This is a genomic window from Klebsiella sp. LTGPAF-6F (assembly GCF_001753185.1).
In the GTDB taxonomy this organism is placed as follows: Bacteria; Pseudomonadota; Gammaproteobacteria; order Enterobacterales; family Enterobacteriaceae; genus Klebsiella; species Klebsiella michiganensis.
The window spans coordinates 50839-68152 of sequence record NZ_CP017450.1 but is presented as its reverse complement, the minus strand read 5'-3'; the positions used below and the strand labels follow the sequence as shown (position 1 = coordinate 68152).

At 54.9% G+C, this 17314-nt stretch carries 16 protein-coding genes; 8 read left to right on the top strand and 8 right to left on the bottom strand.

What is annotated here, in order from left to right:
- The first annotated feature begins 415 nt into the window (after positions 1-415).
- The 5 genes from BJF97_RS00305 to BJF97_RS00285 are packed head-to-tail and all read left to right on the top strand — an operon-like array spanning position 416 to position 7428.
- A complete protein-coding gene (locus BJF97_RS00305; protein ID WP_236945565.1) occupies positions 416-1564 on the top strand; it encodes an MFS transporter in 1149 nt (382 codons plus the stop codon).
- Between the two features lie 36 nt (positions 1565-1600).
- Positions 1601-2728, top strand: a complete 1128-nt coding sequence (locus tag BJF97_RS00300; protein WP_032693305.1) for a LuxE/PaaK family acyltransferase — start codon at positions 1601-1603, stop codon at positions 2726-2728.
- 1 nt (position 2729) lies between these two features.
- Positions 2730-5138, top strand: coding sequence for an acyl-CoA reductase (locus tag BJF97_RS00295; RefSeq protein ID WP_014227385.1), 2409 nt, complete (start codon positions 2730-2732; stop codon positions 5136-5138).
- 41 nt (positions 5139-5179) lie between these two features.
- Positions 5180-6514 carry an AMP-binding protein gene (locus BJF97_RS00290; protein ID WP_077253345.1) on the top strand — a complete coding sequence of 445 codons (1335 nt, stop codon included), beginning with the start codon at positions 5180-5182 and terminating at the stop codon, positions 6512-6514.
- Positions 6511-7428, top strand: a complete 918-nt coding sequence (locus BJF97_RS00285; RefSeq protein ID WP_032693306.1) for a GNAT family N-acetyltransferase — start codon at positions 6511-6513, stop codon at positions 7426-7428. Before BJF97_RS00290 ends, BJF97_RS00285 begins: the two co-directional genes overlap by 4 nt.
- A gap of 58 nt (positions 7429-7486) precedes the next feature.
- Here BJF97_RS00285 and BJF97_RS00280 read toward each other — a convergent pair whose 3' ends face one another.
- On the bottom strand, positions 7487-8035 hold the full coding sequence (locus tag BJF97_RS00280) for a helix-turn-helix domain-containing protein (protein WP_004855902.1): 549 nt from the start codon (positions 8033-8035) through the stop codon (positions 7487-7489).
- 100 nt (positions 8036-8135) lie between these two features.
- On the opposite strand from BJF97_RS00280, the gene BJF97_RS00275 reads away from it, so the two are divergent.
- Both BJF97_RS00275 and BJF97_RS00270 read left to right on the top strand, forming a co-directional pair.
- On the top strand, positions 8136-8795 hold the full coding sequence (locus BJF97_RS00275) for an AzlC family ABC transporter permease (RefSeq protein ID WP_009653646.1): 660 nt from the start codon (positions 8136-8138) through the stop codon (positions 8793-8795).
- Positions 8795-9118, top strand: coding sequence for an AzlD domain-containing protein (locus BJF97_RS00270; RefSeq protein ID WP_009653628.1), 324 nt, complete (start codon positions 8795-8797; stop codon positions 9116-9118). The genes BJF97_RS00275 and BJF97_RS00270 overlap by 1 nt, the downstream gene beginning before the upstream one ends.
- Positions 9119-9205: 87 nt before the next feature.
- Here BJF97_RS00270 and BJF97_RS00265 read toward each other — a convergent pair whose 3' ends face one another.
- Genes BJF97_RS00265 through BJF97_RS00235 form a run of 7 tightly spaced genes read right to left on the bottom strand, consistent with a single transcriptional unit; the run spans position 9206 to position 14026 of the window.
- Complete coding sequence (locus tag BJF97_RS00265) at positions 9206-9760, bottom strand: AAA family ATPase (protein ID WP_014837010.1); 555 nt, start codon at positions 9758-9760, stop codon at positions 9206-9208.
- Entirely contained in the window at positions 9757-10194 is a 438-nt protein-coding gene (locus BJF97_RS00260) for a PTS sugar transporter subunit IIA (protein WP_014227381.1), read from the bottom strand. Before BJF97_RS00260 ends, BJF97_RS00265 begins: the two co-directional genes overlap by 4 nt.
- A gap of 9 nt (positions 10195-10203) precedes the next feature.
- Complete coding sequence (locus BJF97_RS00255) at positions 10204-10473, bottom strand: hypothetical protein (RefSeq protein WP_014227380.1); 270 nt, start codon at positions 10471-10473, stop codon at positions 10204-10206.
- A 57-nt stretch (positions 10474-10530) separates the two neighbouring features.
- Positions 10531-11373, bottom strand: coding sequence for a class II fructose-bisphosphate aldolase (locus tag BJF97_RS00250; protein WP_014227379.1), 843 nt, complete (start codon positions 11371-11373; stop codon positions 10531-10533).
- The gene (locus BJF97_RS00245; protein ID WP_004127157.1) at positions 11360-12727 is read right to left on the bottom strand and encodes a PTS sugar transporter subunit IIC; all 1368 of its coding nucleotides are present in this window, start codon (positions 12725-12727) and stop codon (positions 11360-11362) included. Before BJF97_RS00245 ends, BJF97_RS00250 begins: the two co-directional genes overlap by 14 nt.
- Positions 12720-13034 carry a PTS sugar transporter subunit IIB gene (locus BJF97_RS00240; protein WP_004855885.1) on the bottom strand — a complete coding sequence of 105 codons (315 nt, stop codon included), beginning with the start codon at positions 13032-13034 and terminating at the stop codon, positions 12720-12722. The genes BJF97_RS00245 and BJF97_RS00240 overlap by 8 nt, the downstream gene beginning before the upstream one ends.
- 11 nt (positions 13035-13045) lie before the next feature.
- Complete coding sequence (locus BJF97_RS00235) at positions 13046-14026, bottom strand: 6-phosphofructokinase (protein WP_004855882.1); 981 nt, start codon at positions 14024-14026, stop codon at positions 13046-13048.
- Positions 14027-14574: 548 nt separating this feature from the next.
- Here BJF97_RS00235 and BJF97_RS00230 point away from each other — a divergent pair.
- The gene (locus BJF97_RS00230) at positions 14575-17178 is read left to right on the top strand and encodes a sigma 54-interacting transcriptional regulator (RefSeq protein WP_032693307.1); all 2604 of its coding nucleotides are present in this window, start codon (positions 14575-14577) and stop codon (positions 17176-17178) included.
- The last annotated feature ends 136 nt before the right edge of the window (positions 17179-17314 follow it).

The following is a 17314-nucleotide window of genomic DNA, read 5'->3' as shown; positions in this document are numbered from 1 at the left end:
ATATATTTGAATCCGACAGGTTTACCCTATACAAATCATATGGTTGATAGATGAATGACTTCATCGCTCAACCCTGGAAAAATAACGCAGCGTCTGGAAAACGCACATTTAATCCCCATAAATCATTCGATTTATTTTTAATTAAAATATGAAGTATGTATCGGAATTATAATTCGCAGTTAAAACAAACATGAACACGGTCTGTTCATTGATATTTATCAACTAAGAATCACTTGATAAAAGTTTTTAAAAAGAGGGAGTGATATAAAAGCAAAATAATGGAATATGTTAATAACAGGGTTTTATGTATAACTCACTACTGCCTGTTTCTTCACGGCACGCTTTATTTTTCTGTTTATTTCTTTCAACATTCGAGCTGTTAACTTATGTCGCCAGCGATGTAGTAATGCCGGGAATGCTAACGGTTATTAAAGATTTAAATGCTCAACCGCATTACGTACCGTGGTCACTTAATGCCTATTTACTTGGCGGCGTCAGCTTTCAGTGGCTTATTGGACCGGCGTCGGATAGATTTGGCCGCAGGCCTTTATTACTCATCGGCTGTGCGCTTTTTTCTGTTTCCTGCCTGGCCACGCCATGGGTAGACAATATCCAGGTTTTTACTCTCCTGCGGTTTATTCAGGGAATAGGTTTGGGGTTTGTGGTGGTGGTGAGCTATCCGGCCCTGCAGGAAGCATTCAACGAATCGGATGCGATCCGCTTAATTGCCCTGTTTGCCAATATCGCGCTGCTGTCGCCGCTGTTTGGCCCTTTGGTCGGTAGCGTTGTGCTTGCATACCTGTCATGGCGCACGCTTTTTATTGCTATCGCGCTGATGGCGGCGCTCACCTGGTTCGGTTTGCTACGCTGGATGCCGGAGACGATCGGCGTCGTACGCCAGGATGGCAGTAAAATTGAATGTCAGCCGCTCGAGGTAAAAACCCTCGCGCGCGCTTATGGCGATTTGCTTAGGAACCCACGCTGTATATCCGGCAGCGTTGCGCTTGGCCTCGTCGGGCTGCCGCTGATGGCGTGGATCGCGCTCTCCCCGCTGCTGCTGGTGCATCATCTGCAAATGAGTATGCTGGAGTACGCGCTATGGCAATTACCTGTTTTTGCGGCGTTGATTGCGGGGAATATTGTCCTTAACGTTACCGCTGAAAAATTTAAGCCGGAGCAGTTATTATACTTTTCACTCTCTCCCGTATTTATCGGCATAATGCTGGCGCTGGTCATGACGCTAATATGGCAAAATATTATTGCGCTGATTATCGGCATGGCTATTTATGCTTTTGGCCTGGGCATTTGCAACGCCACGCTGTATCGCCTCACGTTATTTTCCAGCGAGCATGGAAAAGGTTCAGTATCGGCAATGATAGGCATGATTTCCGTCGCTATTTTTAGCCTCGGGGGGGCGCTAATGGCCGGATTGGGCGCCGGCGACAGCCTCAGCGCATATATTATCGCGGCCACTATTCCGATGCTGGCAGCATTATTCATTATCGTTAATATATTCACCAGGCAGAAGAGGAGTAAAACGAAAATAACAGCTTCAGGCCATTAATCACTCACGGACGACTTTTTATTAAGGATTAATAAAATGGACACTTTATCCTGCGTCGATGCCCTCTGCGCACTCGACAGCCCTTATCATGAAGATAGCGATTCACAACGGCTCTTTGATGAAGCCATGCGTGAAATCGTTGCATTTCATGTTATGAATACGCCGGGCTACCGCCAGTGGCTGGCCCGCCACAATATTCCAGCAGATGCGGCCAATATAGATTCGTGGTCGCAGCTGCCGCCGATCTTTGCCGACTATTTCAAACAGAATCTGCCGATCGGCCGCTCCGGTGAGGATGCGCTTGAACTCACCTCTTCCGGTACCAGCGGGCAGAAAAGTCGAATGCGCTATGATGCGCGCAGTATCGGAGCCGCCCAGGGAATGGTCGATCGCATTTTTCGCCATTATGGCTGGGAAACGCCCGATGCGCCCTGCAACTACCTGCTCCTCAGCTACGAACCCGCCGATATCATCACGCTTGGCACCTCTTTTACCGACCAGTTCTTGTGTAAATACGCGCCGGTCAAACGCGCCGTTTACGCGCTGCGTCACACCGGGAGCGGGCATGAGTTCGACCCTTTCGGCGTGATTCGCGCTTTACAGGAGTTTGCTGAAGAGGGGTTACCGGTACGAATCCTGGGTTTCCCGGCATTTATGTGGTTCATACTTGAACGGATGCGAGAAATGCAGCTACCGCCGCTCCAGCTTCATCATCAATCGCTGGCCTTTTTCGGCGGCGGCTGGAAAACGCATGCCGACCGTGAAATCCCTAAATCCGCGTTCTATGCGCGGCTGACCCAACAGCTCGGGATCCCCGATAGCCGATGCCGCGACGGCTATGGTTCCGTGGAGCACTGCGTGCCCTACATTGAATGCGCGCATCACCATTTCCATATTCCCGTTTATTCCCGCGCCTGGATCCGCGATACCTCCTCTCTGGCGGTGAAAGATTATGGGCAGCGCGGTTTTATACAGTTTGTGTCGCCTTATATCACCTCCTGCCCTGCGCACAGCGTGGTCATGAGCGATCTAGCACAATTGCACCGCGCCGAAGAGTGCGGATGCGGTGTGACAACCGATTGGTTTGAGCTGCTGGGCCGGGCCAGCCATAGCAAAGCACGTAGCTGCGCACTGGCGGCGTCAGAACTGATTAAGGGAAATTAATATGTATTTCATTCAGGGAAAAAACTATTCCTCGCTCACGCCAGAAGAGGCCATCGCCATGTTGACGAGCGGGCTGGATAGCGCGCTGGGCCAACCGCCGCGTCCGGAAACCGTGCTTGCCTGCGCCGGGCGTTTTATCGAACAGCTAAAAGACCACGCTTTCCTTCCCCAACTGGGCCCGGCTTATCGGGAAGAGGTGAGAAAGTTTTGCCAACCTGACGCGCTGCGCCAAAAGCTCGAGCATGAGCTGGGGGATAACCCCTTTTCCGTGCGCCGCATTAACTACCGTGAACCGCAGTTTGAAGGCTGGCGTCCTTTGGGCGTCGTGGTGCATGTCACCCCAGCCAATGCGGAACTGCTTCCCTTCTTCGCAATAATAGAGAGCCTGCTGGTCGGGAATATTAACTGGCTGCGCCCAAGCGCCAGCGAACAAGGAATGACAATCGATCTGCTACGGGCGTTTATCCGCTGCGATTTAACGGACCAGCTGGCTAACTTCGTCGCCGTGGTTCCCGTCGAAACCACGCGCCTTTCCCTGCTGCTTACCCACGCCGATGGTATATCGGCCTGGGGTGGCGATACCGCCCTCGAGGCGATTCGTCAACAGCTCCCTGGCGGGTGTCGCTGGATCCCCTGGGGACATAAAATCAGCTTTGCCTGGCTACAACCGGATGCCGTTAATGAAGAAAGCCTTCTCGCGCTGGCGGATGACGTTTGCTGTTTTGACCAGCAGGCCTGTTCCAGCCCGCAAATCGTTTTTGTTGATAGCGATGATTCGGCGGTATTGCAGGATATTGGCGGAAGACTGGCAGAGGCCATGCGGCGCCGTCACGCACGGTGGCAACCGTTAATGCCCGATGAAAAGGCGGCGGCGGATATCACCCGCGCCGTCGCCTTCGCGCAGCTGGACGCCGTATTTGCCGGGGCTGACAACGCTCTGCTGGCAGGAGACGGCTGGCGCATCATTCAGCAACACACCTCGGCCATAACGCCTTCACCGCTGTTCCGAACCGTCCTGCTGCGGCCGCTACCGCAAAATAAAGTGATGCAAACGCTGCGCCCCTGGCGAACCCACCTGCAAACCTGCGGGCTGGTTGTCGCCGATCGGGACAGAATCCCCCTCAGCCAACTGCTGCTGGCAGCCGGCGTCAATCGAATTACCCCCGTCGGTAAAATGCATGACGGCTATCACGGCGAACCGCATGACGGCGTTTACGCCTTAAGCCAGCTGGCTCGTCGCGTCACCGTGACGCTGGATGCCGATGTCCTGCCGCAGCAGGCCACGCTCGATCCGAACCCGCCGCCGCCGATGCTGACGGCGCAGCAGCCGATTATGGATAAAACGGCATTCTTACAGCACGCGATGCGGCCCAGCGCCCAGCTTTTCTTTCGCAGCGGCGGCAGCAGCGGCGTGCCTAAACTCGCCGGGTTTACCTATCGCGACTATCGCCGCCAGATGCAGGCCGCCGCCGCAGGCATGTTCGCCGCCGGGCTGGATCCCGCCCACGACAAAGTGCTCAATCTGATGTACGCGGGCAATCTCTACGGTGGTTTACTCAGCTTCTTCACCCTACTGGAAATGCTTGAAGTGACCCATCTTCCCATGGGCGGCCCCCATGATGATGACTATCACGAGATCGCCCGAACTATTGTGAATCAGGGCGTTACCACGCTCATTGGTATGCCAAGCACGCTGTATCAGCTCTTTACGCGAGAAGAGGCCATTCTGCGCGACTACGGCGGTATTCAGAAACTGCTGCTGGGCGGCGAACATATGGGCGTCGCCCAGCGTGACTATATTCATGGTTTCGGGGTGAAAACCATTCGCTCGGCGCTGTATGGTTCGGTTGATGCCGGGCCGCTGGGACATGCCTGTACGCATTGCCCGGATGGCGTGTTTCACCTGATGACGGATATTCAATGGCTGGAGATTGTCGACCCGCTCGACGATCGGCCCGTCGCGCCCGGCGATGCCGGCCGCCTGCTCTTTACCTCGACGGCCCGCGAAGGTCAGAAGGTTATTCGTTATGACATCGGCGATATGGGCCGTTGGCTGCCGGGCGAATGCCCCTGCGGCGCCCCCAGCCCCCGCTTTGAACTTTTAGGTCGCCACGGCAGCCTGGTGCGTATCGGCACGATGTTTATTCAGCCCCAGCGGCTGGCAACGCTCGCCGCTGCCCCTGTTCAATTGATTCTTCAACATAACCCGCGCAGCGGGCTCGAATGCATCAACATCTTCACCGACGGCAATATTGATACCGTCAAACAGCGGGTCTGCACCGACCCTGAGCTCAAAATGGCATTGGACGCCCATTTGCTGGAGTTAGCCGTGACCAGCCGCCCGTTCAGCGAATTTGAACGGCATCCGCAAAGCGGCAAGACGCCGCTGGTCATTGATAAACGCCGTTGAGCGCACTCCCGCCGATCGGCTCACAATAAGGATATTTGAATATGACAACAGCAAAGATGATGGGTCGCCTTGATCCGCAATCCACCCAAACGGAAGAAGTGGCCGTAAGCCCACCGGGTCTCGAACAGCTTGTCGAGAGGGTTCGCTGCCGCTCGCCTTTCTATGCCGAACACTATCGCCATCTCGCCACCCGCGGCTGGCAGCTGAAGGACCTGCCGCTTATTAATCCCGAACGCTACTGGGAGGGGAGCCAGGGCCTGAAAAACTGGCCCGTCCTCACCGGGCCGGTGGAGGACGGTATTGTCTTTAAGACCGGCGGTACCACCGGCGGCGGCAAGCTGTCGGTTTTTTCCCGCCAGGAGTGGCGTGCGTTCGTCACCAGTTTTGGCCGCAGCCTCTCCAGCCAGCTCAAGCCAGGCGCGCGCGTGGCAAATTTATTTTTCGCCGGTGATTTGTACGCGAGCTTCTTATTTATCCACGGCGCGCTTTCGCACATGTCGATACCGGTATGTGAGTACCCTTTCACCGGATCGCTTGAACCGCAGACCCTCACCGAACAGATCGTCCAGCACGATATCAACGTACTGGTGGGCGTCCCGGCGATGCTGCTGCAATATGCGGCAGAGCTCGCTGGAAAAAACCGCTGTCTGCCCGGTATCGAGACCATCCTTTACGGCAGCGAGAGTCTTTTTACTGAACAGCTACAGCTGCTGAAATCCGCCTTTCCCAACGCCCGTATTGCTTCTATCGGCTGCGCCTGCGTGGATGCCGGGCTTATCGGACTCAGCACGCCGGATTGCCTGGCGGACGAGCATCGGGTCTTTGAACCCGAAACTATCGTGGAAATTATTGATGAAGCGACGGGCGAGCCGATCGACGAAATCAATCGTTCCGGAATGCTGGTGGTCACCAGCCTTACGCGCACGCTGATGCCGCTGATTCGCTATCCGGTAGGCGATTTGGCCGCCTGGCGTGAACCTCCGGGAAGCAAACATCGCAAGTTTATTTTGCAGGGACGCAGTAGCCTCGGGCACCGCTTGCGGGTAGGTTACGCCTCGCTGTTTCCTGATGAAATAGCGGCCCTTATTACGGAAGAGATGGGGCATCAGCAGTGGCAGCTGATGCTGGAGCACGCCGATAACCGGGATCGTTTGAGCTTACGTATCGCCTTTTCCGGTACCCGGCAGCAGGCCGACAGGCTTTGCGGTCAATTACTCGCCAGGGATCACGCTCTCGCAGAACTACAGGCTGCCGGCCAGCTGTGCGTTCAGGTTCACTGGTGCAGCCAGGCGGAACTTATCCGCAATACCCGAACAGGTAAGCTGCAGCGGGTGATCGACAAACGCGCCTACCTCGCGCAGGAGGCGGTGAAATGATTGAAATCAGAGCGTTCCAGCGACAAGACGGCGAAGGCATCAGCGCCTTATTTCGCACGGTTTACGGCGATCGCTATGTCTATCCTGATATCTATATGCCCAGCCTGATTGGCTGGCGCAACGCCCGGGACGAATGGCACAGCGCGATAGCCGAACAGAATGGCATCATCATCGGGCATGCCGCCTTATGGCGGCACCACGCGGATAAGCAGACGGCCGAACTGGCCATGTTCGCGGTGCACCCCGCCTTCAGAAACCGGGGCGTAGCCACCCAACTGGGGGAATATTTGCGTCTTGCCGCAAGCAGGCTTGGCCTGGGCACGCTAACCATCAAAATGGTATCCAGCCATCCACACTCGCAGCGCCTGGCGCAGAGGCTGGGCTTTTACTCAACGGGGTTGCTCAGAGATTACGTCCCCTCCCCCTTTCAATCCGGCCTGCGTGAAAGCATTATCCTCGGCGTATTACCCTTGCAGCCACGCCCCGTCCCGCTCACCGCGGATGATAGCCGTGATGATGGTTGGATAAACTTGCTAAAGGAAAAATTTGGCGCGGCGCAGATCCCGCCCGCCAGGGAAACTTGTGCAGCCCCCGTTGAAATTGCCCTTTGTGATGATCGGGTGGACGTCACGATGAATATATCAACGCAACAGATGGTCGACGAGATTTCCCGACTGCCGGCCCGTAAACTGATTTATATCCGGGCGCGCGTGGATGGCGCGCTGATGTCGCTACGACCCAGGCTGCGGCGAGCAGGTTTTACCGATATGGGGCTGGAGCCAGCGGCCGGAGGCGAGTGGTTCTGGCTGCTGCAGCGCGGCTATCATCCCCGGCAGCTCGACCTCTCCTGCCCTATCGCTATTGCCCTGCAGAAAACGGCCGATGGCGATATCAATCATAACGCGCGCGCCTGACAATCCCTTTTATCTGACGCCTGTTTTTGGCACACCGAAGGCCCAGTGTCGGGCCTGACTAGTTCTGCTCGGCGACCAGCAGCGCCTGGGTATCCGGCTCCAGCGCCTGGAAAACGTGCTCCCGATCGGCGGGATAGCAGATGTAATCTCCCTCCCCCAGCTCTTCCGGCGCTTCCGTCAGGCCGACGCGCGCGCGCCCCTGGGTGACAATAATATGCTCCACCGAACCCGGCGGATGAGGGTGGGAAATGCGGTCCGCGCCCGGCTGGGTCAGCAGGAGATAGATATCGCGCCGCGCGCCCGGCGGGCAGGCGGCCAGTAAAATCGCCTGATAGTTTGCCTGCTCGGCGATCACTTTCGTTCCCTCGCCGCGGCGGATCACCTGGGTGGTATTCACCTGCGGCTCCAGCAGCCGGGCAAAGGGAATATCGAGGGCCACGCACAGCGCCCAGAGGGTTTCCAGGCTCGGGTTACCGTTGCCGGACTCCAGCTGCGATAACGTTGATTTGGCGATTCCCGCCCGTCGCGCAACTTCGGCAAGGGAAAGACCGGTGCGCGCGCGTTCCCGCACCAGGCTTTTGGCAATCAGGCTAATTGGCTGAGTCATACAGCCCTCCGTGTTTTTTATAACGAACGTTTCGTTCGTCTTGAAATGCGATTCTGTTGCGTTCATTATAATGGAAATTCGTTCGATATGGCTAAAGAGTATGAAACAACACTTCGCCACGCTTAAAGGCGACACCCTCAGAGCAATTGTTTTAGTCTGCCTCGCGGTAGGCATCGTCGGGATGTCCTACGGTTCGCTGGCCGTCGCCTACGGCTTCCCGATTTGGGTCCCCTTTGTGCTTTCGGTTTGCGTCCTGGCGGGAGCCTCAGAGTTTATGTTTATCGGCATTGTCGCCAGCGGCGGCAACCCGCTGGCGGCAGCGGCGGCCGGTTTGCTGGTCAACGCGCGGCATATTCCCTTCGGCGTGACGGTTCGCGACCTGGTCGGCCAGCGCGCCGCCAGCTTCCTCGGCTGCCATATTATGAACGATGAAAGCGTGGTGTTTGGTCTGTCGCAGAAAACCCCCGAGCAGCGGCGGGCCGCCTACTGGCTGTGCGGCCTGGGCGTGGCGCTGATCTGGCCGTTGGGGGCGCTCCTGGGCGCGGGGGTCGGCAAACTGCTCCCGGCCCCGGAAACCATTGGCCTCGATGCGGTATTCCCGGCGATTCTGCTGGCGCTGGTGGTGCCGGCCTTTAAAAACCGCACCACCCTGATCCGCGCCTGCAGCGGAGCGGCCCTGTCGCTGGCCGCCGTTCCTTTCGCACCGGTTGGCCTGCCGGTTTTGCTGTCGCTGTTTGGCCTGCTGACGAGGAAAAAATAATGGGCAATATGACGCTATTTATCGCCGGTATTGCGATTCTGTCGCTGGGCACCTACTTAATGCGTTTAGGCGGGGCGAAGCTCGGCAGCCGGCTGGCGTTTTCCGAGCGCGCCCAGGCCCTGCTCTCCGATGCGGCGACGGTGCTGCTCTTTTCCGTGGCGCTGGCGACCACCTTTTACGAAGGCGAACATTTTGCCGGGATGGCGCGGGTGCTGGGCGTGGGCCTGGCGGTGTTCCTCGCCTGGCGTAAGATGCCGCTGATCGTGGTGATTATCGCCGCCGCCGTGGCGACGGCGCTGCTGCGGATGGCGGGCGTCGCCTGATCCGGCCTACGAAACGCGAAACATCATATTGTTATGCAATTGTAGGCCGTGCCAGCGAAGCGCCGCCGGGCAGCTGCCCTTAAGGGCTTACGCTATTTGTGCTTCGATCCAACGGGTAGCGGACGCCATATCCAGCGGCTTGTGCTGATCCACGGTGAACACCGGCCCCAGCCGCATCGGTTCCGCCTGCTGCGCCAGCTGCGCCAGTTCCGGAAGATACTCCTCGCCCGGGTGCCCCGGCTTACGATCCTGCAACCGGCTGGCATAGCGCGACACCGCAAGCTCAGGCGAGATGTGGTTCCAGACCTCCAGCACTTTCTCTACGCCCGCGCGTTGCAGCAGCTGCTGTAGCGTGTCGCGCGGTTGAAAGCCAAACCAGGCGTCAATGAGCCAGATACAGCCTGCCGGCGACTGGCCGACGATCGACCAGATGACTTCATACGCGGCGCAGCCCAGCTGCCGGTTGAAGGTCCGGTCGATCCCGGTAAAGCACGCCATAAACGGCTCTTTAATACCGTCTATGGTCAGATGCGGCAGATTAAACGCTGCCGATAGCTGCCGGGTGACGGTGCTTTTACCCGATGCGGGAATGCCGTTAATTAAAATCACCGTTTTGCAGCCGGGTGTGAGATGTCTGTTCATAACAACGCGACGACCTCCTCTCTGCTGCTGGCGGCCCGCAGCTTCGCCATGGTCTCGTTATTATCAAGCAGAGCGACAATCGCCCGAATCCCCTCTTCAATATGGGCATTGCTGTCCTGCGCGCCGAACATAATGACGATATCCGCCTTCTCGCTATCGGCAAATTGAATCGGCTTATTCAACACCACAAGGCTGAAGCAGTTGCGTTTGACGCCACATTCCGGCCTGGCGTGAGGGATGGCGACACCTTCATCAAACACGTAATAGGCGCCATGATGCAGGGTATTATCGATCACCGCCTGGCCGTAATCTGCCGAGATATAGCCTTTTGCAACCAGCGGGCTGGCCGCCAGCTGGATCACCTTCTGCCAGTCGGACTCCGTGACGCCGACCTGAATAGCATCGGCCTCAATCAGCAGTTCTTTTATCGTCATTATCACTTCCTATATATTATGGCGAATAATGTTACGTAACTCATCAATGCGCATAAAAAGCGCATCGATTTCCTCGCGATGCGTATGACTTTTGGCATAGACCGACAGCGCCCGGTTATATATCAGCATTAATGCTTTCTGCACTTCGCCATTAGCCGGGTTGCCCCGTAACTCGCCTTCCAGCCTGGCAATTTCCCCCGCCAGCTGGCGAGACTGTTCGTCATAATCCTGCGGGGGTTGATTCTCTTTTTTCCACAGCGTTTTCAAAGATTCAAACATAGCGAGCTCCTCCCCGACGGACAGCAGGGCAACGGAATACGGTTTAAAAATATGCGTTTATTTAAACAGAGCGATTTTTTCCATTAATACATGGGTGACCGCGTTATTCGCCGGAATTAAAAATTTGCGCACGCTGTCGTTCACTTTGCCTTTTTCAAACGTGCTTTTACATTGATCGACCCACTGCACATTCATTTCAGTGCCGACGTTCACCTTGTTGATACCTTCAGTGACGGCCAGGCGCATATCTTCATCGCTGACGCCGGTGCCGCCGTGCAGCACTAACGGCACGCCGGTCGCGGCGCTAATCTCTTTCAGCCGCTGGTGCTGAATTTGCGCCTTACCGGTATACAGGCCGTGCACCGTGCCCACGGAGACCGCCAGCATATCCACCTGCGTCTCCTCCACAAAGCGTTTGGCGTCCTCCACCGTGGTGAAGCAGATATCCTCCGCGGCCACGGCTTTGCCATCTTCCGATCCGCCGATCGCCCCCAGCTCGCCTTCTACCGTGATATTCCGCGGGCGCGCCATTTCCACCACGATGCGGGTATTGCCAATATTCTCTTCCAGATCCAGATGGGAGCCGTCGTACATCACCGATGAAAATCCGGCATCCATGGCCGTTTCAATGGCGCTGATATCAGAGCAGTGATCCAGGTGCAGGCAGGTCGGCACGTTTTCACTTTCCGCTAATGAACGAACCGCATCCACCAGTAAACGATAGCCGAGATATTCCGCCGTCCCGGTAGAGATTTGAATCATTAATGGGCTATCGCTTTGTTGCGCCGCTTTAAAAAAGGCGGGCAGCATTTCAATACAGTGCAAATTAAATGAGCCAATGGCTTTAAAATCTCTTTCCTGCGCAATTTTCAGAATAGCGTTGAAGTTATACAGACTCATGAACATTTTCCCCTTTCGGCTTCGCTGATTTACCGTTTACGAACCATGCCAGTGCGGCAACAAAAACAATGAACAAGGCGACAAAAAGCCAGTTGTTCTGGAAGGCGTGGCCTAATACCAGACCGGAACTAATCACGTCCGAATCGCTGAAGGTGACGCCGGTAAAACCGTAGCTTTCCAGCATCGGTACCAAAATGGCGGGCAGGAAGGTGATAAACAGGCCGTGAATGACGCCGCCAATCATCGCCCCGCGGCGGCCGCCCAGCGCGTTACCGAAGACGCCCGCCGTACCGCCGGCAAAAAAGTTGGTTAACAGACCGGGCAGGATCATCGCCAGGCCAAACATCGGGAACACCAGCATGCCGATGATGGAGCCGACGGTCGTCGCCAGGAAGCCGACGATCACCGCATTGGGCGCATACGGGAACAGCACCGGGCAATCGAGCGCAGGCTTAGCGTCCGGGACAATGCGCATCGCAATCCCGCGAAATGCCGGCACCAGCTCGTTGAGCAACAGGCGCACGCCGCTGTAGAGAACGAATACTCCCGCCACAAACTGAATGGACTGCATAAAGGCGTACATCAGGTAGTTAATGCCGTTGGAGAACTGAGCGATATATTCCGGGCCCGCCGCAACCGCGGGAATGAGATACATCGGCACCATCACCACCGCCATCGCGAGATAGGTGTCCTGGAGGAACTTAAAGTTATCCGGTAATTCAAGATCTTCCGTTGAGCGGGAACCTTTACCCACCACTTTAGCCACCGCCGCCTGCACCAGATAGCCGATAGTGCAGAAATGCCCCAGCGCCACGTCATCGGAACCGGTGATGCGCCTGACGACCGGCTGCGCCAGGGCGGGCATCAGTACCGCCATCACGCCGCCGAAAATACCGCCGGTTAAAATCAACGGCAGTCCGGTCAGCCCGGCTTTATAGCCAATCACCGCGCCGATGGTCGCCATCCACAGCAGCGCCTGGCCGGTCAGAAAGATATATTTTAGCGGCGTCAGGCGGGCGATAATGATGTTGACGGCAAAAATCACCATCAGGGTCAGCGCGACTTCGGAACCTAATTCACGGTTGGCTAATCCGGCGATGGCGGCGACATCGGTAATGTAGCCTTTCATGCCGAATCCCTGCGTGAAGATATCGTTAAGGAACGTTAGCGTGGCGACAATAATGTTGATGCCGGCCATCATAATTAAGAAACCGAGCAGCGTTTTAAACGTCCCCTCCGCCGTTTTGCCCGCTGATTTTTTTTGCAGAATGAGGCCCAGCATCGCAATAAATGCAATTAATATTGAAGCCTGGCCGAGTAAATCTTTAACGATAAACTCTACAAAGCTATTCATAGTCCGCTACCTTCAGGTTACGCTCTTTTAAGAATGCGACGATCTTAGCTTCAATCTCATCTTTATCCGTGAGCTTATGCAGTACCACCACGCGTTTAATTTCCTCCGCGCTGGCATCCGCCGTTAATATATCGGCGAAGGTTTTTTGCGTCAGAATCATATCTGATTTAAACGCCCCGGCTTCGGAAATAGTGGTATGTTCAATCTGTGCGGGAATCTCCAGCTTCTTTAAAACCGCCTTCGCCGTCATTTCAATGGCAAAGCTTGAACCGAGGCCGCAGCCACATACGCATAGAATTTTCAGCATGTAGGGTCTCCTCAAATAATATTGAGTTGTTTGGCAAGTTTATAATGATGTCCTTCAGTGTCGACCAGACGTTTTTTCATACTAACTAAATCAATCGGAATAGGTTTGTTGCTTGAATTAATTATGATGGCTTTATTTTTCATCCCTGACTGAATACAGCGAACCACTTCACTGGCCATAATCGTGCCCTGGTAAATTTCTTCGCAGGTCGGATCGCCATTGCGCAAACCGTAGCCTACGATGGTTTTACGAATACGCACGCCAATTTGCGGTTCAAGCTGCTTAATCATGGTATCAATAGCCCCCTGAAAGCCGGGGGAGTACTCCCTGGTGTAGCCTTCAGAGCACAGGATCACCACGCTGTTCTGCTGTGTCAGCTTATGCTTCACCCGCTCGGCCAGCGTTTCTAACGGCATCTGCGATTCCGGAATCAGGGCGATATCAGCATTCGATTTAATCGCGGATTGCAGCGTTAACTCTCCACAATAGCCTCCTAATATTTCGACCATAAAGACGCGGCCCGGTAATGCTCTTCCGGTATTTCTTAACCGGGAAACTTCCTTAATAATCTGCTCGCAGGCGGTGGAAAAACCAATGGTATAATCGCTGCCGTACACATCATTATCGATAGTCATCCCGACGCCAAAGCAGTTAATATCAAATTCGCTCAGCGTATTGAGAAACTGCAGGCTGCCGTCGCCGCCGGCCATAATCAGCACATCAATGCGCAGTGATTTAATTTTTTTAGCTATGGTTTCATATTCACTGCGCAGCAGCCTGCGGCTGGTTCGCCCGGAGGTGATGATCGGAATAGAGGCAATGGAGAAATCAACCAGATCGCGCCAGGCGACCTCGTGATGATTTTTATCCAGCAGTCCGGGTATTCCGCCATTAAAAAGGGTGATATCGGCACTCGCCAGTCTGGCTATCTGGAATATAAAATTATTAATTCCAGAAACATCGCCGCCGCTAATAACCATGCCAATTTTCATTGCCTGTCTCCGTTGCTTTGCTTGCCCACATTTTTCCCTGAGTTCAAGACCGTTATTTGCAATAGAGATCACAATATGCTGATAAATTCCTCCGAGCCTAATATTGACAGTGGGTTTATTTCCTCATTTTTTGTGATGCATATCTCTTTTATAAAATGAGATCGTCTTAACAATTATCTTTTTATTTTCTTTAAGATCATTAAGTTGCTTGAAGCGATAATTGCGCGGGTGGGCTGCCTGTTTTCTCCCATAAACTCAGCGATGATGAAAAAGCAGAAATGTGATAAATAGCGCATTTTTTTGCGTCAGGAAGGTTCACGACTCGCGTATCACGCGGTTCGGGCAACAGCGCTCTTCTGGCGTTCGCAAGTGCGTCGCCTGCTTTTACATCCTATAAAATCTGTGGCGATCTCCATCACATTCTAATCAAAACATGGTTTCATTTTTATCTAATGCCGTAGAAAGTACTCAGTGTCTAATAAAAGCAGTAGTGTCTAGTGTCGAAATTAAATCGACGCTATTTTCTACTCTATCCGGGGTATTGAAGAATGGCGCTGTCGGCAAAAGAAAAATTATTCCAGAAAATAGTCACCCACTACGCACGGAAACCCGCAGGATTCACGGCTCAGGACTGTGCGGACTTTATGCAGGTTAACCGCAGCGTTATCAGCCATTACCTCAACAGGCTGTGCGATGACGGTTACCTGCGTAAAGAAAACACCCGTCCGGTGCGCTTCTATGTGCAGCAAAACGGTGGGGAAAAGACTCAGCCATCTCGCATAGTGTCGAAAAAGCACGACGCCTTTCAGCCGCTGATTGGCGCGCACGGGAGCCTGGCCGACGCCGTCGCGCTGTGCCGCTCGGCGGTGGACTATCCCGGTGACGGTTTGCCTGTCCTGCTCTCCGGGGAGAGCGGCGTCGGCAAAAGCCATCTGGCGATGCTGATTTATCAGTACGCTCTCGAGCGCGGGGTTATCGCAGCGGACAAACCCTTCGTTGAGCTTAACTGCGCCGATTACGCCAACAATCCGGAGCTGCTTTCGGCAACCCTTTTCGGCTATACCCGCGGCGCTTTCACCGGCGCTGACCGCGAGAAACGCGGCGCCTTTGATGACGCCGATGGCGGATTTCTGTTTCTCGATGAAGTGCATCGTCTCTCGGCAGAGAACCAGGAAAAACTGTTTCTGTATATGGATAAAGGATATTTCTACCGTCTTGGCGATAACCGTACGCGCCATCCGGCGTCGCTGCGCTTTATCTTCGCCACCACGGAAAATATCGATACCGTCCTGCTTAACACCTTCCGTCGCCGCATCCCGGTGCGCGTCACGCTGCCCAACTATATTTCGCGCCCGCTGACCGAGCGCGTCACTCAGGTCAGCCACTTTTTGCAGCAGGAAGCGCGCAGCCTGCGTCGGGATATCCATCTCGATAATCAGCTGATGCATCAGCTGGTCACCTCCCCGGTGCGCGGCAATATTGGCGAGTTAAAAAATCAGATTAAAGTGATGTGCGCCAGCGCCTGGAGCGAGAATCGTGAGGCTGACGTCATCACGCTACGCGGCCCGGCGTCCGGCGGTGAAATAATCCGTATTGCCGCCAGCGCGCATGAAGATGCGCTGAATGTCAGCCAGCTGCTGCCCAAAGCGATGCGCGATGAGGTGATTTTTCGCGACTTTTGCCACAGCGGTAACGTGCTGTTGCTGAATCGCAAAGTAGAACAGCTGCTGACTACCGTCAGCGGCGCGGTCTCCGCCGAGTCGCTGTACACCGGCTATATCTGGCAGAACACCATTCACGCGCTGGAGGAGCTGGAGAGCCTGACCGGCATCTCCTGTAGCCCGGAGATCCGCAAGGCGGTCTGGCTCTGCCTGAGCTATGCGCTGCATGCTCCGGAGGAGGCGCTCGACCCAGGCGAACTGCAAACCATTTCCGATTATGTTTCCGCTAAGGCACGGCTGCTGGCCGAAGAGTGCCTCGCTTTGCTGAGCAAACATGTCACCCGGCAGCCGCTCCCCCTGCTTCAGCCGCTGCTAAGCTGCGCTTTTCACACCCTCGCCGGCGAAGACGATCCGATTCTGGGCATTATCGTGTCCCACGGTCGCGCCACGGCGTCGAGCATCGCCGGGATCGCCAACCAGCTCACCGGCGGCTACTACTTTAAAGCCTTCGACATGGCGAACGCGACGTCCACCAGAGAGATCATCGACCTGCTGATTGCCCACGTTTCCCGCCTTAAACAAGGCGCGGGGCTGATTATTCTGGTGGATATGGGGTCGCTAAAAGAGATCTACGAAGAGATTAAGCTCCACCTGCACGGCGAACTGTTGGTTATCAACAACGTCAGTACGGCCATGGCGCTGGATATTGCGGCCAAAATTCAGGATAAGCTGTCGATGGAGGCGATTATTGAGAGCGCCAAAGGCGCGTACGAGGTGGAAACGCGCTACTACGCGGGCGTGTTGCCGGGCAATAAAATCATTATCTCCTGCATCTCCGGCGAAGGGATCTCCCGCAAGCTGAAGGATATCGTTCAGCGCTTCCTGGCACAGGAGGAGATCGACATTATTACGATGGAGTATGACGACCTGAAGTGGAAAATCGCCCACGCCGACCCGGCGCTGAACGGCACGCGGTTGATCATTACCACCACCGATCTGGAAGCCGGGTATATTCCGCTACTTAGCGTAGAGCAGCTGATTAAAGAAAAGACGCGGGTGTTAAAACGCGACTACTTCAACGGCCTGCTGATGGAAGGCGGCCTGGAGCCCATGATTGATGAAGTGGTCAAGCTGTTTACCGTCGAAGGCGTCGCCAGCCGCCTTAACTTCCTCAATCCGGTGGTGATTATTGATGAAGTCGAAGCGGTCATTAAGCAGTATGAAGCCTTCTACAAAATCCATTTTGAAAGCTATCTGCGCATCAATCTGTTTATGCATATCGCCCTGATGATCGAGCGGGTAATGGTCAACAACGGCGTGCGCCACCGGGAAGAGGCGGAGCTGACGCTGGCGCAGCAGGCGTTTGTCGCCGTCCACGACACCTTTTTCCAGGCCCTGAACCGCAAATATAATATCACCCTGCCGCTTACCGAAGTGCTGATGATTTATGAAATCATGGAGCCGTGGATCGCCTTTGACCCCGACCATTAACCCCCCGTTGCCAGCGTCGGCTGGCAAACCTGTCGACACTGAATAAACTGCCCATTCAACACTGCAAAAAGCGTCCAAAAATCCGTTTTTATCATTTAAAAACATACATATAAAAACATGGCACGCTGATTGCTAT

Bases quoted from the DNA above. Each gene is read 5' to 3' on its own strand.
- BJF97_RS00305 (WP_236945565.1), top strand. From the start codon at position 416: ATGCTAACGGTTATTAAAGATTTAAATGCTCAACCGCATTACGTACCG.
- BJF97_RS00300 (WP_032693305.1), top strand. From the start codon at position 1,601: ATGGACACTTTATCCTGCGTCGATGCCCTCTGCGCACTCGACAGCCCT.
- BJF97_RS00295 (WP_014227385.1), top strand. From the start codon at position 2,730: ATGTATTTCATTCAGGGAAAAAACTATTCCTCGCTCACGCCAGAAGAG.
- BJF97_RS00290 (WP_077253345.1), top strand. From the start codon at position 5,180: ATGACAACAGCAAAGATGATGGGTCGCCTTGATCCGCAATCCACCCAA.
- BJF97_RS00285 (WP_032693306.1), top strand. From the start codon at position 6,511: ATGATTGAAATCAGAGCGTTCCAGCGACAAGACGGCGAAGGCATCAGC.
- BJF97_RS00280 (WP_004855902.1), bottom strand. From the start codon at position 8,035: ATGACTCAGCCAATTAGCCTGATTGCCAAAAGCCTGGTGCGGGAACGC.
- BJF97_RS00275 (WP_009653646.1), top strand. From the start codon at position 8,136: ATGAAACAACACTTCGCCACGCTTAAAGGCGACACCCTCAGAGCAATT.
- BJF97_RS00270 (WP_009653628.1), top strand. From the start codon at position 8,795: ATGGGCAATATGACGCTATTTATCGCCGGTATTGCGATTCTGTCGCTG.
- BJF97_RS00265 (WP_014837010.1), bottom strand. From the start codon at position 9,760: ATGAACAGACATCTCACACCCGGCTGCAAAACGGTGATTTTAATTAAC.
- BJF97_RS00260 (WP_014227381.1), bottom strand. From the start codon at position 10,194: ATGACGATAAAAGAACTGCTGATTGAGGCCGATGCTATTCAGGTCGGC.
- BJF97_RS00255 (WP_014227380.1), bottom strand. From the start codon at position 10,473: ATGTTTGAATCTTTGAAAACGCTGTGGAAAAAAGAGAATCAACCCCCG.
- BJF97_RS00250 (WP_014227379.1), bottom strand. From the start codon at position 11,373: ATGAGTCTGTATAACTTCAACGCTATTCTGAAAATTGCGCAGGAAAGA.
- BJF97_RS00245 (WP_004127157.1), bottom strand. From the start codon at position 12,727: ATGAATAGCTTTGTAGAGTTTATCGTTAAAGATTTACTCGGCCAGGCT.
- BJF97_RS00240 (WP_004855885.1), bottom strand. From the start codon at position 13,034: ATGCTGAAAATTCTATGCGTATGTGGCTGCGGCCTCGGTTCAAGCTTT.
- BJF97_RS00235 (WP_004855882.1), bottom strand. From the start codon at position 14,026: ATGAAAATTGGCATGGTTATTAGCGGCGGCGATGTTTCTGGAATTAAT.
- BJF97_RS00230 (WP_032693307.1), top strand. From the start codon at position 14,575: ATGGCGCTGTCGGCAAAAGAAAAATTATTCCAGAAAATAGTCACCCAC.